8 protein-coding genes and 2 pseudogenes are annotated in these 17,434 nt (G+C 43.2%); 2 read left to right on the top strand and 8 right to left on the bottom strand.

Features of this window, described 5'->3' with window-relative positions:
- Positions 1-477: 477 nt before the first annotated feature.
- The gene (locus VTAP4600_RS20600) at positions 478-2,355 is read left to right on the top strand and encodes a methyl-accepting chemotaxis protein (RefSeq protein WP_102524642.1); all 1,878 of its coding nucleotides are present in this window, start codon (positions 478-480) and stop codon (positions 2,353-2,355) included.
- A 173-nt stretch (positions 2,356-2,528) separates the two neighbouring features.
- Here VTAP4600_RS20600 and codB read toward each other — a convergent pair whose 3' ends face one another.
- The 7 genes and pseudogenes from codB to VTAP4600_RS20565 form a co-directional block, all read right to left on the bottom strand.
- Positions 2,529-3,752, bottom strand: coding sequence for a cytosine permease (gene codB, locus VTAP4600_RS20595; protein ID WP_102524641.1), 1,224 nt, complete (start codon positions 3,750-3,752; stop codon positions 2,529-2,531).
- Positions 3,753-3,797: 45 nt separating this feature from the next.
- A complete protein-coding gene (locus tag VTAP4600_RS20590; protein ID WP_102524640.1) occupies positions 3,798-4,706 on the bottom strand; it encodes a GGDEF domain-containing protein in 909 nt (302 codons plus the stop codon).
- Between the two features lie 101 nt (positions 4,707-4,807).
- On the bottom strand, positions 4,808-5,881 hold the full coding sequence (locus VTAP4600_RS20585) for a transporter substrate-binding domain-containing protein (RefSeq protein ID WP_172443191.1): 1,074 nt from the start codon (positions 5,879-5,881) through the stop codon (positions 4,808-4,810).
- 233 nt (positions 5,882-6,114) lie between these two features.
- Positions 6,115-8,427: pseudogene (locus tag VTAP4600_RS26015) on the bottom strand (methyl-accepting chemotaxis protein).
- Positions 8,428-8,743: 316 nt separating this feature from the next.
- Positions 8,744-10,105: pseudogene (locus tag VTAP4600_RS20575) on the bottom strand (alpha-amylase family protein).
- Positions 10,106-10,388: 283 nt separating this feature from the next.
- Positions 10,389-10,955 (bottom strand): RNA-binding S4 domain-containing protein, encoded by a 567-nt coding sequence (locus VTAP4600_RS20570; RefSeq protein ID WP_231897986.1) that lies wholly within the window; start codon positions 10,953-10,955, stop codon positions 10,389-10,391.
- A gap of 73 nt (positions 10,956-11,028) precedes the next feature.
- A complete protein-coding gene (locus tag VTAP4600_RS20565) occupies positions 11,029-12,159 on the bottom strand; it encodes a hybrid sensor histidine kinase/response regulator (protein ID WP_102524638.1) in 1,131 nt (376 codons plus the stop codon).
- Positions 12,160-12,286: 127 nt separating this feature from the next.
- Here VTAP4600_RS20565 and VTAP4600_RS20560 point away from each other — a divergent pair, with 127 nt between their 5' ends.
- Positions 12,287-16,330: a response regulator gene (locus VTAP4600_RS20560; RefSeq protein ID WP_102524637.1), complete on the top strand. Its 4,044-nt coding sequence runs from the start codon at positions 12,287-12,289 to the stop codon at positions 16,328-16,330.
- 8 nt (positions 16,331-16,338) lie between these two features.
- Here the strand turns inward: VTAP4600_RS20560 and VTAP4600_RS26430 are convergent, their stop codons facing one another.
- Positions 16,339-16,716 (bottom strand): ATP-binding protein, encoded by a 378-nt coding sequence (locus tag VTAP4600_RS26430; RefSeq protein WP_231897997.1) that lies wholly within the window; start codon positions 16,714-16,716, stop codon positions 16,339-16,341.
- Positions 16,717-17,434: the final 718 nt, after the last annotated feature.

The raw sequence follows: 17,434 nt of genomic DNA, 5'->3' as shown, positions 1-17,434 counted from the left end.
ACTACAGTAAAGCAAAAATCACCGAATTATTCACCTTTTTAACGAAAAACAACCAGACAAAGCGGCATACAACTGAATAAATACACTATTTCCGCGCGCCAAGTAACATATTCGACTATTTACATGTCTACTAATAATCTAAAGCTCAGCCATCAACGTGACAATGTACTCCGTTTCGTCACCAAATAAAGCTTCAACTTGATTATTGACTCGTTTCGCCCCTACGGCTCAGCTTGCCTCTGAGGTAAGAAATCGATTGCGCAAGATGATGTAAAATCGATTTAACCATCACAATTTACTAACAAAAAACTCAAGTATCGTTATCAACAACCGATACCCCATCTATACTGCTTATAAAGTGGTTAAAACAATAAGACTAAAATCACGGCTTTAATTACAGGAAAAATGTCTTAAATTGAACCATAATTTTTGACATATCAATTATTAAAACTTCTAACAAGAGGTTAAAGGAAGACCATGAGATTTCGCCATAAGATAGTTGCCGCATCCTCCTTGCTATTGTTGCTAATATTAACTCTTCTAACCACTCAGCAGTATTTTGCGATGAAGAGTGAACTTGAAAGGCAAGTGAGTTCTAGTGTTAGTGAAATCGTAGATGGGGTTCGAAATACCGTATCTGCTGACTTAAAAGGTAAAAAAGACATCGCAGCCTATGCGACAAGCCTAATCGAAGACGCCTATGTTGATGGCAATACAGACAATATTGAAGATATTATTAGTCAGAAAATCGTCAAAGATTCTTTCTTGCTTGCAGGATTGGGTATAGAAAGTGATGGCTCTCATGTGAGTAACGACCCAAGCTGGAATCCAGGCCCAACATGGGATCCAAGGGTACGCCCATGGTATAAAGATGCCAAAAATGCAGGGAAATTAATAATTACTGCGCCTTACGCCGACTCAGCGACCAATGAGATTTTGGTTTCTATTGCGGAACCGGTAAAAGATAACGGCAAATTTACCGGTGCCATCTTCTACGATGTAAGCCTTGCAGGCCTTGCCACCATCGTAAACAAAGTTAACTTATTTGATGCAGGTTACCTCTTCATTGTTGCTGGTGACGGCACCATCATTGCGCACCCTGATGCGAAAATGAACGGCAAGCCTATGACGGAGTTCTTACCAAACGTCAGCATTAAAGAAACGACTCAAGAAGTGGACATCAATGATCAAGTCTTCGCGACCGACTTCTCTAAAATACCTGGCGAAGATTGGTATGTAGGTGTGATGCTTGATGAAACCATCGCTTATGCCGCAGTGGATGATTTACGAAACAGCTCCATCGTGTACGCACTGATTGCGCTGATTGTCTCTGTTTTCGCACTTCAACTCTTGATTCGCACCCTAATGGCGCCACTCCAAAGCCTCAATCAAGCGATTCAAGATGTGGCTTCTGGTCAAGGAGATCTCACTAAACGATTGGATACTAATACCGATCCAGAGTTTGCCGAGTTGGCTCAAGGATTTAATACCTTTGCAGAAACTCTGCAGGAACGTATTAGCCGAACGAAAGAGCTCAGCCAAGAAATTATGTCGGTAACAGAGAAAACTGCAGACGGCGCGAAACACTCTGCCAGCGCAATGGCGACACAAATGCAAGAGCTTGAACAGCTCGCCACCGCGATGCATGAAATGGCGACCACCTCGTCGGATGTTGCAGGTAACGCACAAGGCGCAGCAAGTGCTGCAAAAGATGCGGATACCGCAACGGAAGATGGCAGCAGAGTATTTAATCATACGACTCAAGCCATCAGCGCACTTTCAGAGCGCATCGATCAAGCCGTAGAAGAAGTGAAACAGTTAGAAACTGCGACGGCCAACATCGAAACCATCTTGAAAGTAATTAATGATATTGCAGACCAAACGAACCTCCTTGCACTTAATGCCGCCATCGAGGCAGCCCGTGCCGGTGAATCTGGTCGAGGCTTTGCTGTCGTAGCCGATGAAGTTCGTACTCTTGCACAACGTACTCAAGAATCGACGACTGAAATCCGCAACATGATAGAACAGTTGCAATCAGGTGCCTCTGCGGTTGCCAGTGCCATGGGGCAAAGTAAAGAAACCGCCGATGAAACCGTCACCCAAGCAGAAGAAGCCAATCAAGCGATTGAACGTATCCGTGAAGCCATTCAACAGATCAGTGATATGAACATTCAGATAGCTTCTGCCGCAGAAGAGCAAAGCTTGGTAGCGGAAGAGATTAACAACAACACCATCAATATTAAGGATTTATCAGTACAAGTTGCAGACTCAGCTGACTCAGCTAACGACGCAATGACACTCCAGCTACAACACGTTCGAGATCAAGAAAGCGTGATGAGCAAGTTTATTGTGTAGCAATAAGTGAAGGTGGAGGCGAGCCCTCTTTATGTTAATGCGATTTTTATTAGAGCGTTAACTTCTTTTTTATTAGAGCTTTAACTTCTAAAGTAAAATGGCATAAAGCGCCTTAACACAAAAAATCCCAGCCGGGTTATACCGCTGGGATTTTTCATATCACTCACATAATATTACTCATGTCGTTTTGTTCGATTAAGCGGCCGATTAAGTAAAAGATAAGCCACCAGGGAACCGATTACAGCGTTAAGCGGTACGATACCCGGCAGGAAGACCCCCGCTAAAATCCCCATCACAACAGCATAAATCCCCGGCCAATTAACCGACTGGAATTCTAACTCACTGTAGTCATGATAACGCTGACGATTTTGCATATAATCCGCAATAATAACCGCACCGATCGGAGGAATGGCCAAAGAAAGAAAATTTAACCACTCAATAAAGTGGTTATACATCCATAGTGCAAATAACGTCCCAACGATACCGTTAATCATAGAAATATACTGACTGGATCGCCCTGTTACGTTAGCGAATCCTAACCCGGAAACGTACAGTGCATTATCATTGGTTGTCCAAATATTCAATCCAAGTAACACAATAGCCGGGATCATCAAACCTTGAGCGAGCAGCACGTCAAATACATCGGCATACCCGACCGAGATTACACCCACGGCACCAAAAGCAAACATGAGGGAGTTACCCACAAAAAAGGCCAACATAGTAATCACAATAACTCGTTTTTTACCTCGGCAAAAACGAGTGAAGTCCGCCGTTAATGTCCCCGCACTGATAAAAGTACCAATCACCATAGCAAGAGCATTGGAATAGTCTAAGGTTGGTTTAGTCGTCAGCGTAATGTCATCCCAGCGGATACTTTTTGCTTCTACAAACACAGAATACCCACCAATTAATAAAATGGCAGGAACCGCAATCGTAGAAAGAAATATCAGGGAGCTAATGCCGAAATAGGCCGTTATCACCATCAAAAATCCAGACAGTAATATCACCCACTCAATATCAACCCCTATGGTGCTATTGACAGGAATGGCAAACATGGCGACGCCAACGCCAAACCACCCTACTTGCGTCCCTCCCAACAACACAGAAGGCAGCCAGGAGCCTTTAGAACCGAACGAAAAATGGGTTAATAGGTGAGTAGACAAGCCCGTTGTGCAGCCAATGTAGCCCAAGATTGACGTATAAATGCCGAGAATCAAGTTTCCGGTTAATACAACATAAAGAAAATCACGGCTCTCTAACCCGTTAAAGACCTCTCCACCGGTCACCATACTGGCAGAAAATAGCGTCAATCCCATTAATACAAAAGCTAACGAAATACTCTTTCTTCGGGCGTAATGGGGGACTGGCCTTAAACTGTAGTTCTCATCAAGTATCATATCGAACCCTCACCAAAGATAGCTCTGTTTTCACAAGAACGACCATCACACACTTGGCTCTTTAGGGTTTACTTCAATGTTTGACTCTTCCCGAGCGTACTCAGTGAAACTCGTCACCGCATTTCGTCCCTTTCGCTTGGAAAAATACAACGAACGATCAGCACATTGCATCACGTCAATCGTCGTGTGCTTAGGTTGATACTCTGCCACGCCGAAACTACAGGTCACACTCCCCACATCTTTATGTTCGATGGTAGCCAGCTTCTTCCTCAAAGATTCAGCCAACTCAGTGGCATGAGACTCGGTTTTACCCGGGCAAATGATAATGAACTCTTCTCCACCCCATCGACCAACTAGGTCTAAAGTGCTCGCGTGACAACTAAAGGCAAACGCCACCTCTTTAAGTACTTGGTCGCCTAAAATATGTCCATAACGGTCATTAAACAATTTAAAGTGGTCAACATCACCCAAGATGATGCTAAACGGTTTTTTGCTAAATCGGTATTGCGAAACTTGCTCGGCCAATACCATGTCTATAGTGTGTCGATTGTACAGCCCTGTAAGCCTATCCATGGTCGAGAGCGACTTTAGCTTCGCGAATTTCTTTTTCAATATGTAGTAGCTGTAACCAATTGAACTCACAATGATTAACGCAACCACCAACACGGCCCACACCAAACGATGATCAATAACCGGTCGATAGCTAACAGGGGCCCAAGCTGACATGATCGAGGTATGTAATTTTACGTCCATTTTGTCGATGGCTTTATTGAAAATAGAGGCTAATAAAGGTTCATCTTTTCTCACCGCCGCACCGAGTAGGAAGTTGTCAGATAACTGAGTCCCCACCAGTAAATTCGGAAAGTTATGCTGCAATTCATAGGTCAAAATTGGAAGTGCTCCAACATAACCAAATAGATAACTGTCTCGCACTTTCTCTAACCCTTCAGTCACAGAAGCCACCTCAACAAAATTAATCGATGGATAACGTGATTTAAGTGACTCACCTAAAGGATTACCAAAAGTAAACCCAATACTGCGCCCGCCGAGTGATTCTAAATTGGCGGCATAAGGCGTTTTTTGGTGAATAACAATGACAAATAAGGCTTAGTGTACTCAGCATAGCTTAAACGAAATTTTCTTGGCGCCGATAAAGACAAAAAATCACAGTCACCCATTTTAAATTTAAATTGCGCCTCTGCCCAAGATTGAGCCGTTACAAGCTGCAACTTCACCCCTAAGCTCTGAGCAAAGTAAGTTAGGTAATCGCCCGTTATACCAATAGAAGCTTTGTTCTCTTGCCCTTCGACTGGCATTAAATCTGGGTGAGAACAATAACGAAGCACTCGCTTATTATTCAGATACAGACGCTCTTGTGCGTTTAAATCCAAAACGTCTACATTCGGCGAATTCGCTAATTCAAGCCATTTTTGTTGAAGTTCCAACAAGCGCTGATTGGGTACATCCTTGAGTGCTTTGTCGAAAATACCCGTTAAAAGTGGCCAATCTTTTTTTGCTGCTAGGTGCCAATATGTTGCACCTAGATGCGCTTTGTCTCCGAGAGTGGTCACTTTTAATCGCGTAGAAATAAGGTTATTGACAAAATACTGGATGACCCTTTGATTTCCCACCCCAGCTATCGCCTCGCCACTGACGACGGCATCTAACATATGCAAAGTGTCTTCAACTAACATGAGCCGCTTTGCTGGGTAATACTTAGCCAAGATTTCCGCTTCATGGGAACCGGTGACAACAGCAAAAATACCGTCACTGGAATCAAAACCAAGTCCATCAAGAGTTGATGATCCCGTAACCATACCGCTTTCCATAGTAACAAGCGGGAGTTGGTTGAATTGTGCGAACGATTGAGTTTGCTGGGTATTGGCAAGATACGTTGATAGGTCGACTTTACCTTGAGTAAGCAGTTTAGCCGATGTACGCCATGGACCGCCTTCTACAAATTCAATTTTAACCCCTACTTTTTGAGCAATCAAAAGCAGCAATTCAACCGTATAACCTTTGGTTTGACCGAACTCTTTATAACTATAAGGGGGCCATGCATTATCTACGTGCACGCGCCAAATAGGGTTAACGTCAACAAAGGCTTGCTCCTCGTTAGTCAGTTCCACGCCACGTACACAAAAGGGGGCTAATACCAGAATAAGAAAACATTGGAAATACAATAATTGGACGGGCTTTATCAAACGTTGCCTTCACTACACCAAAAAGAAAACAAGACCGTGCTAACAAGAAATACTTTCATAGCACGGCCTAAAATGTGACATCAATTCCACTATTTGAATGGTAGAACAAATTGATAGATCTGAAAACCATTAGCGTTGATTCTCATTCATCTACATAACTAATATTTGAACTGAGCAACTTTGCTGTTAAGTTCACCAGCTTGTCCCGACAAACTCAGTACAATGCTATCTATCTCGTTGGTTTGTGTATTCACTTGCATAGATGCATCAGCAATCGTGGTTATGCTTGAACTAATGTCATCAGTAACCGCTGATTGCTCCGTTGCCGCCGTTGCTATTTGGGTGTTCATGTCGTTCAATTCAACCAACATGGATGTGATTTGATCCAACATTTCCAAGTTCAATTTACAGCTTACTGTGCCCTTTTCAACCGATTGATTGGCATTGCCAATGCCTTCAACAACCGCTTTGGTTTCTCTTTGAAGCCCTTCAATTTTCGCTCTGATCTCCTCTGTTGAAGACTGAGTTCTGCCAGCCAATGAACGAACCTCATCTGCAACCACAGCAAAGCCTCGCCCTTGCTCACCCGCTCTGGCAGCTTCAATGGCAGCATTGAGCGCCAGCAGATTGGTTTGCTCAGCAATAGACTGAATCACATCCAGAACTTCTCCGATCGAGTTACTTTCTACCAACAACCTTTCTATCGCTTCATTTGCACTTCCCATTTGGTCAGTCAAGTGAGACATTTCTCCGGCCAACTCGCGTGCGGCAGTTCGACTTTTTTCACCAGTTTCATTCGCTTCACTCACATAGTCGGCCGCTTTACTTGCAAACTGCGCAACCTCAGACACCGATGCACTCATTTCATTCACCGCGGTTGCTGCCGCATCCGACATACTGTGCTGCTCCGTGATCGCACTTCTAGTATCGCTCATGCTAGATGCTATTTGATTGCTGTTTTGATTCAGCGAATTGGTAGCTTTGGCAAAATCACCGATGATCAACTGCAGTTTTGAGAACAATTCATTTAGCGACGTGGATAACTCCGCCATTTCGTCTTTACCTACCACTTCAAGTCGTGCCGTTAAATCGTTGTTTTAGCTGATTAAACCGACTTTGCTTGTGGCGAGTTTGATTGGCCTCGCAATACTTGCTCCAACAAAGTAAGCGGCAAAACCTGCTAACGAAACTAAAAGTACGCTACTTAACGCCACACTCATGAAAACGGCCTGATTTAAGCTTGCTACGTCTTCTAATGCTTCATCTTTATCAATTTCACTCAATAAACCCCAGCTTAATCCCGCAATCTTAATGGGAGCAAACGCTGACAACACTGCGACCCCTCGATAATCTTGGATTACATCGATTCCGGTTTGGCCATTTAATGCCGCTCGGCTACCTGTTGTATCAATAGGCTGACGACCAATAGCGCTGTCTTTACTGTCGATTTGATCTATGGTCACCTTACTCACACCGGCCTCTTGTAACGCCTTCAAATAGGCCGCTTTATCTTGCAGTAAAAAACGAGACTGACTACGTAATAAGGTATCTTGACCAACAAGGTAAGTTTCACCGCTGCTGCCTAAACCTGCTTCTTTCCACTTCTTATTATTGGTCATGATGGCGTTAATGGCATCAATCGGCATTTGGAAAATCAACACTCCGATCCGCTGGCTTCCTTGGTAGACAGGGGTCGACATGAAAGAGGCAGCGGCTTCATAAGAAGGAAAATACGGTTCAAAATCGATTAAAGATACATGTCCTTTAGATTGTTGACTGGATCCTTGAAATGCCTTGCCAAGCCCACTATTACTGTAAGCACCCGAATTCAAGTTGGTGGCAAAATCGAGCTCTTTAAAAACGGAATACACAACATTGCCATCATTATCGACCATGAAGATGTCGTAATAACCAAAAGATTCTAAGAATTCACGAAGCGATGGGTGATACACGTTATGAGCACGATCGTAATCATTGCCCAACTGATCACTATCAAGCTTATGCTTATTCCCTAATCCGTTAGGATTCACGCCTATATAGCGAGCCTGAATGGCTCGGCCGATGTCATCTAAGCGGTTAAAACGAGATAGTTCATCTGCTGAAGAGCCAGAATTACTGCTGCGATAGGTTTGCCCAAATTGACTTGAATAATAGGTCTTAAGCTTACCTACGTCCGAATCTGACACCATGTTCAAAGGGTAATTGGCATAACTTTCGGTGAATTGATGAAGAGCATCTTGAGTGGAAGGAGTGGCCGCGAGCGTTCTTATTTGGTCTTCTATGGCACCAAAATAACGCACAATTTCAGCCTTTTTCATCTCTCGTATCGAGATAAGCTGGCTAGACGCTCGTTCATATAAAGCTTGTTCGGATAAATTGGAGGCCCGCCACGCAACAAATGCCCCACTGACTATCACCCCTAATGCGCACAGCAATGCGCAAGCCGCAATAATTTTCGTCGCTATTTTCATCCCATTCCCCTCACTCATTCCACTCTGCGCATTCAACCTTTATTTATTAGCTCTTCCGAATATAAATGGAGTGGCTTTAGGCTGTTTTTTGTTCATTATAGAGAGAGTCTGGTACAGAATTGTTGGCTTGTGTACTGTGATTTTGATCGTATTTTTATAAAATAATATTTTTTGTAACGTTATTAAGGCATTACGCTCTATTTATAAATGACAATTAATTAGACCATAGCCTGTTAATGACGTCAGACGTATGGTCTAAGTAGCATAAAGATGGGTGAGTTGATGATTAATAGACGTTTAATGATTATCTAGATAATTAATGCAGGATCAGTGCAAAAGAGGCGCTCGCCACAACAACATCAATCTTGTTGGCGTCCTCTATGATCGAAACTGATGTGACTAGCTCAGTTCCACTTGGACGATTGAGCGTAAAGCTGCTTTTCTTTTTCCCTTTATTAATGATGACAGTCCCTTTACTTCCACGTCCGATAACTAAATGATCTTTACTACTTTCAACTATCGTCATCGGCTCGCCATGTACTGCGTTATGGAACTGAAGCAAATGTGCCATTTTTGGGTGACACCACATGTCTTGCCACCTTGGTTCGCCGGCCTTATTCGTGATACCACTGGTATCCAGATCAGCATAAATCAACGGCACACCACCATCACGCCCAATGACATAGGCAAGCGCCAGCCATTCCATGTCCTCATCCATCACATGCTCTACAAATACGTCGTTATTAGGAATATCATGAGTGGTTGTAAAGGTAATGGCTCTTGGGTTTGATAGCGCTTGTCCGAGCGAAAATGGGTCAACGAGATATTCTAATGAACCCGTTTTGCTAAATGCGTTGAATATGGTGCTAAATAACGGAAAATCATAAGCGGCGAGTCTGGTCTGCTCAAGGTAAGGCTGTAAAAAGAGTTCATATTCTTCTTTAGTTGCCCCTCCATCAGTAATGATTTCTCCAAAAATATGCATTCCCTGTGTGATCTCAGGTACCCATACTTTTGCCAGGTGCTCCAGCGTCATGTGTTTCGCAGCATCGATCCTAAACCCACGTACACCTAGCTCTTTCAAAGCCTTTAGGTAACTCTTTTGTTGAAGAACTACATGCTCACTGTCTCGTAAGGTTGGCAACCCTGGATCATGATCACCAGCACTAATACGACCGTTTTGAACTTCCCATTTATCTTTCCAATCTGTAATACCGAACGCTTCAACGAAATCTTTTTCATCAAATAAAGGGCTTGATAAATCACCAAACAAAGTAAGCTCTGCGTATTCTTCGGCATTATTTTAGTAATTGAGCATATCTTTCTGGCTTGGGTACTGCAGGTCTAAGCGAGTACTTGATTCGTTCGCCATATGATTAAATACAACATCAACATAAACCCAAAGTCCATGTTGTTTGAGCGTATCCACCATATGGACAAAATCTTTCGTATTACCAAGCTGATTGTCAATCACTCGATAATCTTGTGGCTGATAACGTTGCCACCACTGGGTGCCATTTGAAGAGGTGAACGATTTCATTGGTGGGGAAACCAACACTGTTTTGTAACCTAAGCGACGGATTGTCTCGGCTCTTTCAGCTACTTGAGAGTAGGCCCAATCAAATGCATGTAAAATAACATTACTGTTTTCGTGACAGTCTGACTTATGCAAATTCATATCTTGTATCCAAATTCAAATGATAAGTTGCAACGTGTTTGGTGAGCGAGTGCTCTCAATAGCGACGAAGCATTGACTACATTATAAATAGCCCGAAGGTGAGTAACTCCCCCCACAGTGATGTATTGCACGTATGAATAACAGGGCGTAGATGAGATAAAGCATGGCTAGTTCGACGCTGTTAGGTAGAATCTAGCCCATGTTTGAAGTAGTTTGATACAACAAGAACAACATAATATTCAAGTTATCAATAATTTAAAGTCATCCTATTTTAAAAAGTAAACTAGAACGAAATCCCCCCCCGGCCAGTATTCTGGTCACGGACGATGGGTTCTTTCTTTTCATTATTTTTAGATTTCTTCGCTGATTTTTTCTTTGCGTTCGCTTTTTTATCGTCCAATTTTTTGTTCTTTGCCGCTTTACCGCTTGAAGACCGAGACTTATTTGCCTTACTACCGATGTCGTTGCCGTGTTCATTCTGTGCATTTACTGGTTCAAACACAGAGCTATCATCACCCACTTCATACTCAGTGGCAGCATCTGACATTTCAAATGACGATTCAGATTCTGGCTGATAAATCACCACGTAGAATTCTTGGTTAAATTCAACGACATCACCATCGTAGAGTTTACAACGTTTGCGCTGCTCTAGTTCTCCATTGACCGCCACGTAACCTTCTGCGATAGCGAACTTGGCCTCACCACCACCGCTAACGGCGTTGGCAATCTTCAATACTTTATACAGCTCTATTGGCTGAGTTGAGACCTCAACCGCCAACGCTTCCACTTCGTATTCTTCTGACTCAATTTCATCTGCAGGATTATCGTGCATCATTTCTTGCTCTGACATGGTAACTACTCAATTTAATTTTTCGCTATTCTACCTAACTTTTACGGTGACACTAGAATAACTCACTCACCAACTACAAATCGTTTAACTGAATTGGAAAACTGAACTGCCATACTAAACCTCGCTCATCACTGACTAAGTCAATTTCTCCGTGCAACGGCCCCACGATGATATTGGCGGCCACCGTTGCACTTAAACCAACATGGCCCGCGCGACCCCTTTTAGTGGTATAAAAAGGTTTCAGCACTTGGTCTAACTGTGTGTCGTCAACACCGCAGCCATTATCACAAAAGCATATCCAGATAAAATCCCCTTTTTGCTGCCACTGAATTTCAATGGGTTTCGCGACTTCGCCGTCATAAGCATGAGAGAGCGCGTTACCAATGAGGTTCCCTAGTACGATTTGTAGCAGATACCCATCAGTGTGAATCGTCGTGGGTACTCCATCCAATTTAACGACTACTCCCATATAAGAGAGTTTAGCGTGATAGTGTGCAATTACTTTTTCTATCGCTGATATCAGGTTTACATCTTCCAGAAACCGCTCTCGGTCAGATGCAGAGATCGCTCTAAACATCTCCATCATGTCTGCTACGCGATTTAAGTTACTCAAATTCAAATCAACACTGTCATGACAAAAGAGAATGAAATCTTTCAGTTTAGAATTGGTGACTTGTTGTTTTTGATAAAGCTGTTCGAAATGGAGAATGGTCTCTTTCATATGAGTTGAAGTTAAGATACTAGTGCCCAGTGGCGTACTGATTTCATTTGCCACACCATCCACCAGCTGGTTTACAGCTGAGTTAACCTCTTGGTGAAGTATTCGTTTTTGCTGTTCCACCCTCATTAACTGAACTCGAACTCGAGTCAGCACTTCTTGGGGGTTATACGGCTTAAGAAAAAAATCTTTACTGTGAGTTGCCATTGCAAGTTCGACGCTTTGCTCATCATCGAATGCACTAACCAATATTATTGGAATAGATTTGTAGTGTTCATCTTTAGCGAGTTGGTGGCACAGATCTATGCCCGTGATATTCGGCATTTGAACATCTGAGATGATCAAGTCAGGCACTTTTTTAGCAATCAACTTTAACGCAACTTGAGCGCTGGTTGCCGCTCTGATACGGAAGTCTTTGCGTTGTAAAATAGACTGCAACACTCGCAAATTCTCTGCCACATCATCAATGATCAAAAGCTCATACATAATAAAAAGGCAACCAAAAGAGATTCATTGACAAAAGTATAGACAAGCAAACGTGATACATATCTTAACCTCTAATTATTCTCAAAATTAATACGGTTATTTAGCTAATAAATGTGAGGAATTAGCTATGCTCAAGGCAGTCGTATTTTTTCTAAGCGTGATTGTCTCAATGAATATGAAGTCCCTATTTACCTTACTATTTTCAATTATGATACTGGTGAACATTGGTGTTATCTTTATCGTGAACCACGCATTGAGCTCCTTTAAAAATGAGGAGAAATCGTTACTGCAATTATCCGAAATCACGTTATTAGGCAGCGAACTTCAACAAAGCTCAGATAACCTGACTAAATTCGCTCGAGCATACGCCGTCACTGGAGACAAAAAGTGGCAACAATTATTCGACCATGTCCTTGCAGTAAGACAAGGCATTGCCCCACCACCAAAAGATCACGACTTCGACTACTGGGATACCCTCGCAACCATTAACCAAGTCGACTCCCCTCATCATAATGGTTCCACCTTCTTTGAAAGGCTGTCGCTTGCCGGTATGTCGACTCATGAAGTCGCCGCCTTGAGTAACGCTTTCGCGGCATCGGAGCGGTTGGTCAATATCGAACAACAAGCTTTTACGCTCGCCAATACAGCAGGAACAGAAAACCGACAAAAAGCACTGTTACTTTTGTATTCCTCTGAATACCTTATCGAAAAAGCAAAGATCATGACCAACATCGAGACCGCTTATCAAAATGGTGTCGATCGCATTAAAGCCTCACAGGACACCGCTTCATCCATCGTCGCTATCATGTCTCGATTTATGCTCATTGGTATTTTTACCTTAGTCGTGTTGTTAAGTGTCTCGTTTTGGTTACTCAGACGCTTTTACATTTCTCCAATTGAAAAGATGCAAAATCAGGTGGTCTCCAATGTCGCTAACCAAGACTACAACTTCGAACTTGATGAAGACATCAAAGGAGAATTAGGCCAGTTTTCTGGTGCTATTAACTCCCTGCTCCTTAACCTACGTAATGAATTAAAGCTTGGCCACACCGTGCAGAGCTTTAATGAACTCCTCCGAGGGAAAACGCATACAAATGATGTGATATCAGAATCAAAATCCTTCTTAAGCCACTATTTTGGTTTCCCTCTCATCACCTTTTATCAATTGCGCAATGAGCAACTCGAAGTCATCGATTCTGTTGGTAATTGGCATGATCCCAACCCAAATCATATGTCTTTAGTGACTCTGTGCTTACAACATAAAGAAGCCAAGTCGGTTAAATCGAGCGATGGCCAACCGCTCAACCTCGCAATGGGCAATGTGCAACTGGGCCTCGCTGAATTGTATTTCATCCCAATTCTCGCTAACGATTCTCCGTTAGGCGTTTTACAATTTGGCACAAGCACCGCTTTATCCACAAATGAGTATCGCGTGTTGACCGACTTGGTTGAAGCCTTCTCTGTCGCATTTCAACTCAGCCTAAACGCAGAAAAACAGCACGAAATTGAACAAGAAGTCGCACGTCAGCTTGAGCTTAATCAACACATCATAGACTCGATCCCCAACCCGACTTACTACCGAAATCGCTTAGGAGAGTACTTAGGAGTAAACGAACAGTTTTGTGACTTCTTAGGAGTAACAGAACAAAATGTGCTCGGCGCCAATATAGAAGACATTTTTAAAGACGACGTCGTTTATCAGCTAAAGCGATATGAGCTGGAGTTACTGCAAGGAACCAAAAGAATTCAATTTGAAATCACGGTCGCCAACGGTAACCAACAGATCCGTGAACTTGTGGTGTACGAGGCACCGTTCTACGACCAAAACAACAGTATTATGGGCGTCGTTGGCTCATTTCTTGACGTAACTGAACACAAACAACTTGAACGTGAATTAATCAAAGCCAAAGAGTCAGCCGATAACCTTAACCAAATTAAAGGGGATTTTTTGGCCAATATGAGTCATGAAATTCGCACTCCGATGAATGCCATCATGGGCATGACCCACATGGTTCTAAATACCGAATTAAACAACAAACAACGTAACTACATAGACAAAATAGACTCAGCTAGTAACCAGTTGCTAGGTATCATCAACGACATTCTGGACTTTTCCAAAGTTGAAGCTGGCAAGCTCAAGATTGAGTCGACGCCATTCTCTCTTCATCAAGTACTCGACAACCTGATCAACGTCTTACCGACAAAAGCTGAGCATAAACCTGTTGAGCTGATCTTTAATGTCTCCCCGACATTGCCCAATCTTCTTATCGGAGATCCACTTCGCATCGGCCAAGTTCTCATCAACCTAGTGAACAACGCGATTAAGTTCACTGAACAAGGCGAAATCGTCGTCAATATTATTGAAACCACCCGCTCCCACGACACCATTAAGCTCGACTTTTCAGTAGTAGACACTGGCATCGGAATGACCCACGAACAGGTTAGCAACCTATTTAAGGCCTTCTCTCAAGCCGACACCTCGACCACTCGAAAATTTGGCGGTACCGGGCTTGGCCTGAGTATTTCCAAACAACTGGTTTCCTTAATGGAGGGGGAAATTCAAGTCGAAAGCCACTATGGAACAGGATCCAAGTTTAATTTTGAATTAACGCTGCCTTATGAAAACCAAATCAGCAGTGAGTATCAAATGGTCTCGGCACTTGCACTGAACAAATCGGTCATGCTTGTCGATGACAACAAAACATCTCGCCACGTATTAAGCGGGATACTTTCCGGGCTTGGCTTCGCCGTCACCCCCGCTGGCAGTGGCCGTGAGGCAATAGAACAGCTGAATAAACACCAACAAGTTTTTGACCTAATCTTAATGGATTGGCAAATGCCAAGCATGGATGGGCTAGACACACTAGAACATATTCAACATCACAAATTGTCGGAAGAGTCGAAAGTAATTTTGCTCCATTCACAATCTGGACAGCTCCAACTCAGCGATGATAACGCGCACCAGTTGGATGCAAACTTATTCAAACCGATTACGCCATACTCACTATTTAACGCGATTATTGCGTGCTTGGGTAACGAATGGCAGCCAGTCAATTTGGCTCACAGCAATGTCGAAATACCGCCTCTGGAGCGACTAGATAATATCGACATTTTATTGGTCGAGGACAACAAAACGAACCAAGAGATCGCGTGTACGATATTGGAAAGCCAAGGCGCAACCATCACCATTGCCGAGCATGGTCTCGAGGCGTTGGAAAAGCTTGAGCATCAAGTATTCGACCTTGCACTGATGGATATGCAAATGCCCGTCATGGACGGTATCTCCGCCACTAAGGAGATCCGAAAACACCTTAACAGTGAGCAACTGCCTATTTTAGCCATGACAGCTAACGCCATGCAGGTAGACGTTCAGCGTTGCATTGAAGCCGGCATGGATGAGCACATAGCAAAACCAATTAACGTACCCAATCTGATTCAAAAAATCTCGCTGCTAACCTCTCTCAGCGGACAATCAAGCAAACCTAGCCGTGCTGGCATTACCCCAGTTCCGTGCAGCGAGCAACTTAGCTTGGAGACGTTTGAGCTAGAAGGCGTAAACACAGAGCAAGGGATAAAAACTCTGCTAGGCGATGTCGATAGCTATCGCACCACATTAGAGTCATTCTTTAAATCTATGCCCATCGAATTAGCCGCGATGGATAAAGCAATCAAAGAACAAAACGACGACTTCATAGCCAGAAAGCTGCACAGCCTAAAAGGTTCTTCCGGCACATTATCCGTCAACTATGTTTACCAGAACATTCGTACATGGGAAAAAGCCTTCAAACAAGGTACCCCATTACAGGCCTCTCAGATTGAAGACCTAAGACAATATGTAATAAGAGCAGACAAACAACTACTCGCAACCAGTACACAACTTGAAAACGCCCAGCAAGCCGAATTCAGCCCTCAGGTTGCAGATAGCGCCTACTCCTCAACGAAGAAAAAGACGCAGGGAACCCGCCGCATAGACGCACAATTTCACCAGTTGATCGAACAACTTAATACAGCACTGCTAGATGCCGACACACAATCCATCGAACTGATAGAGCAACTCCAACAATACCAAGTATCAGACCCTGAGTTACTCTCTAAGATGAGTGGCTTCTTAAACGAATTTCAATTTGAACAAGCTGCGGACTTACTTAATAAAGTGAAGAGGAGTTTGTGAGATTTCACCTAAACAGAGTCAAGGGGAGAAACTTGGGAATTAGGGATGCTGATCGTGATCGCAAGCCCGCCTCCTTTGATATTGTTTGCAGCAATACTCCCTTTTAGTGCCGATGTCACCAAGTTATAGACTATATGCGCCCCTAAGCCTGTTCCACCTTGGCCTCGGTTACTGGTGACAAATGGGTCAAAAATTTGCCCAATCAATGCTTCATCTACACCGACGCCCGTGTCCTTAAATTCCATCATCACGTTGTTTTCATCTTGAGACAACATGATACGTATTTGCCTTTCTCCTTGCTTGTTAGGCAGCACAAAGCCGTGTTTGATCGAATTATGGGTTAAGTTAGTAATGATTTGATAAAAAATACTGGCTGAAGCGTTCATAGGAATTCGTGTTACACAATCCACTTTGGTAACAATATCCGCTTGATTTAAATCTGAAGCTAACGAACTGAGCACTTCCTTAACATAATCTCCCAGCTCAAACTCACTTGCCTGTTCTGCCTCGTTATCTACCGCCACTTTTTTAAAGGTTCCAACTAATTCAGCAGCGCTCATCAAGTTATTCATAACTAAGTCCAAACTATGTTGAGTTAGACTCAGGTACTGCTCCAAACTCTGCTTTTGTAGCTTATTACTTTCGAGCATTGCCAAAACGTTGGCTGTTTTATCTTGGACACTCGACACCCCGGTAATACTCACACCTACGGGGGTATTAATTTCATGAGCGATCCCCTTTACCAAGGCACCTAAAGACGCCATTTTCTCAGACTCAATCAGCTGATCTTGAGTGTGCTTTAAGTCTTCCAACGTAATTTTTAATGACTGATTTGCATCTTGTAAGCTCACAGTACGTTCTTCTACTATATGCTCAAGCTGTTGATTGAATTCCTGCAATTTCTTTTCAGCACTCTTGGTTCGTTCAACTTGCCGCTCCAACAACTCAATGTTTTCAGATTGCTTAAGAGAGTGCTGCTCTATCATCAGTTCTCGTTCTTGATAGTAATTAAGCTTGGCTTGTAGTTCATACGGAGAAATACTGAGTTGATTAAGTAACTCGCTATAGTGCTCCCTCAATTCGGCCTGCTCCTCGGCACTAATG

It is taken from the genome of Vibrio tapetis subsp. tapetis, from assembly GCF_900233005.1.
Taxonomy (GTDB): Bacteria; Pseudomonadota; Gammaproteobacteria; order Enterobacterales; family Vibrionaceae; genus Vibrio; species Vibrio tapetis.
This window is presented reverse-complemented; position numbering and strand designations above follow the sequence as displayed.

Bases quoted from the DNA above. Each gene is read 5' to 3' on its own strand.
- VTAP4600_RS20600 (WP_102524642.1), top strand. From the start codon at position 478: ATGAGATTTCGCCATAAGATAGTTGCCGCATCCTCCTTGCTATTGTTG.
- codB (WP_102524641.1), bottom strand. From the start codon at position 3,752: ATGATACTTGATGAGAACTACAGTTTAAGGCCAGTCCCCCATTACGCC.
- VTAP4600_RS20570 (WP_231897986.1), bottom strand. From the start codon at position 10,955: ATGTCAGAGCAAGAAATGATGCACGATAATCCTGCAGATGAAATTGAG.
- VTAP4600_RS20565 (WP_102524638.1), bottom strand. From the start codon at position 12,159: ATGTATGAGCTTTTGATCATTGATGATGTGGCAGAGAATTTGCGAGTG.
- VTAP4600_RS20560 (WP_102524637.1), top strand. From the start codon at position 12,287: ATGCTCAAGGCAGTCGTATTTTTTCTAAGCGTGATTGTCTCAATGAAT.
- VTAP4600_RS26430 (WP_231897997.1), bottom strand. From the start codon at position 16,716: ATGAACGCTTCAGCCAGTATTTTTTATCAAATCATTACTAACTTAACC.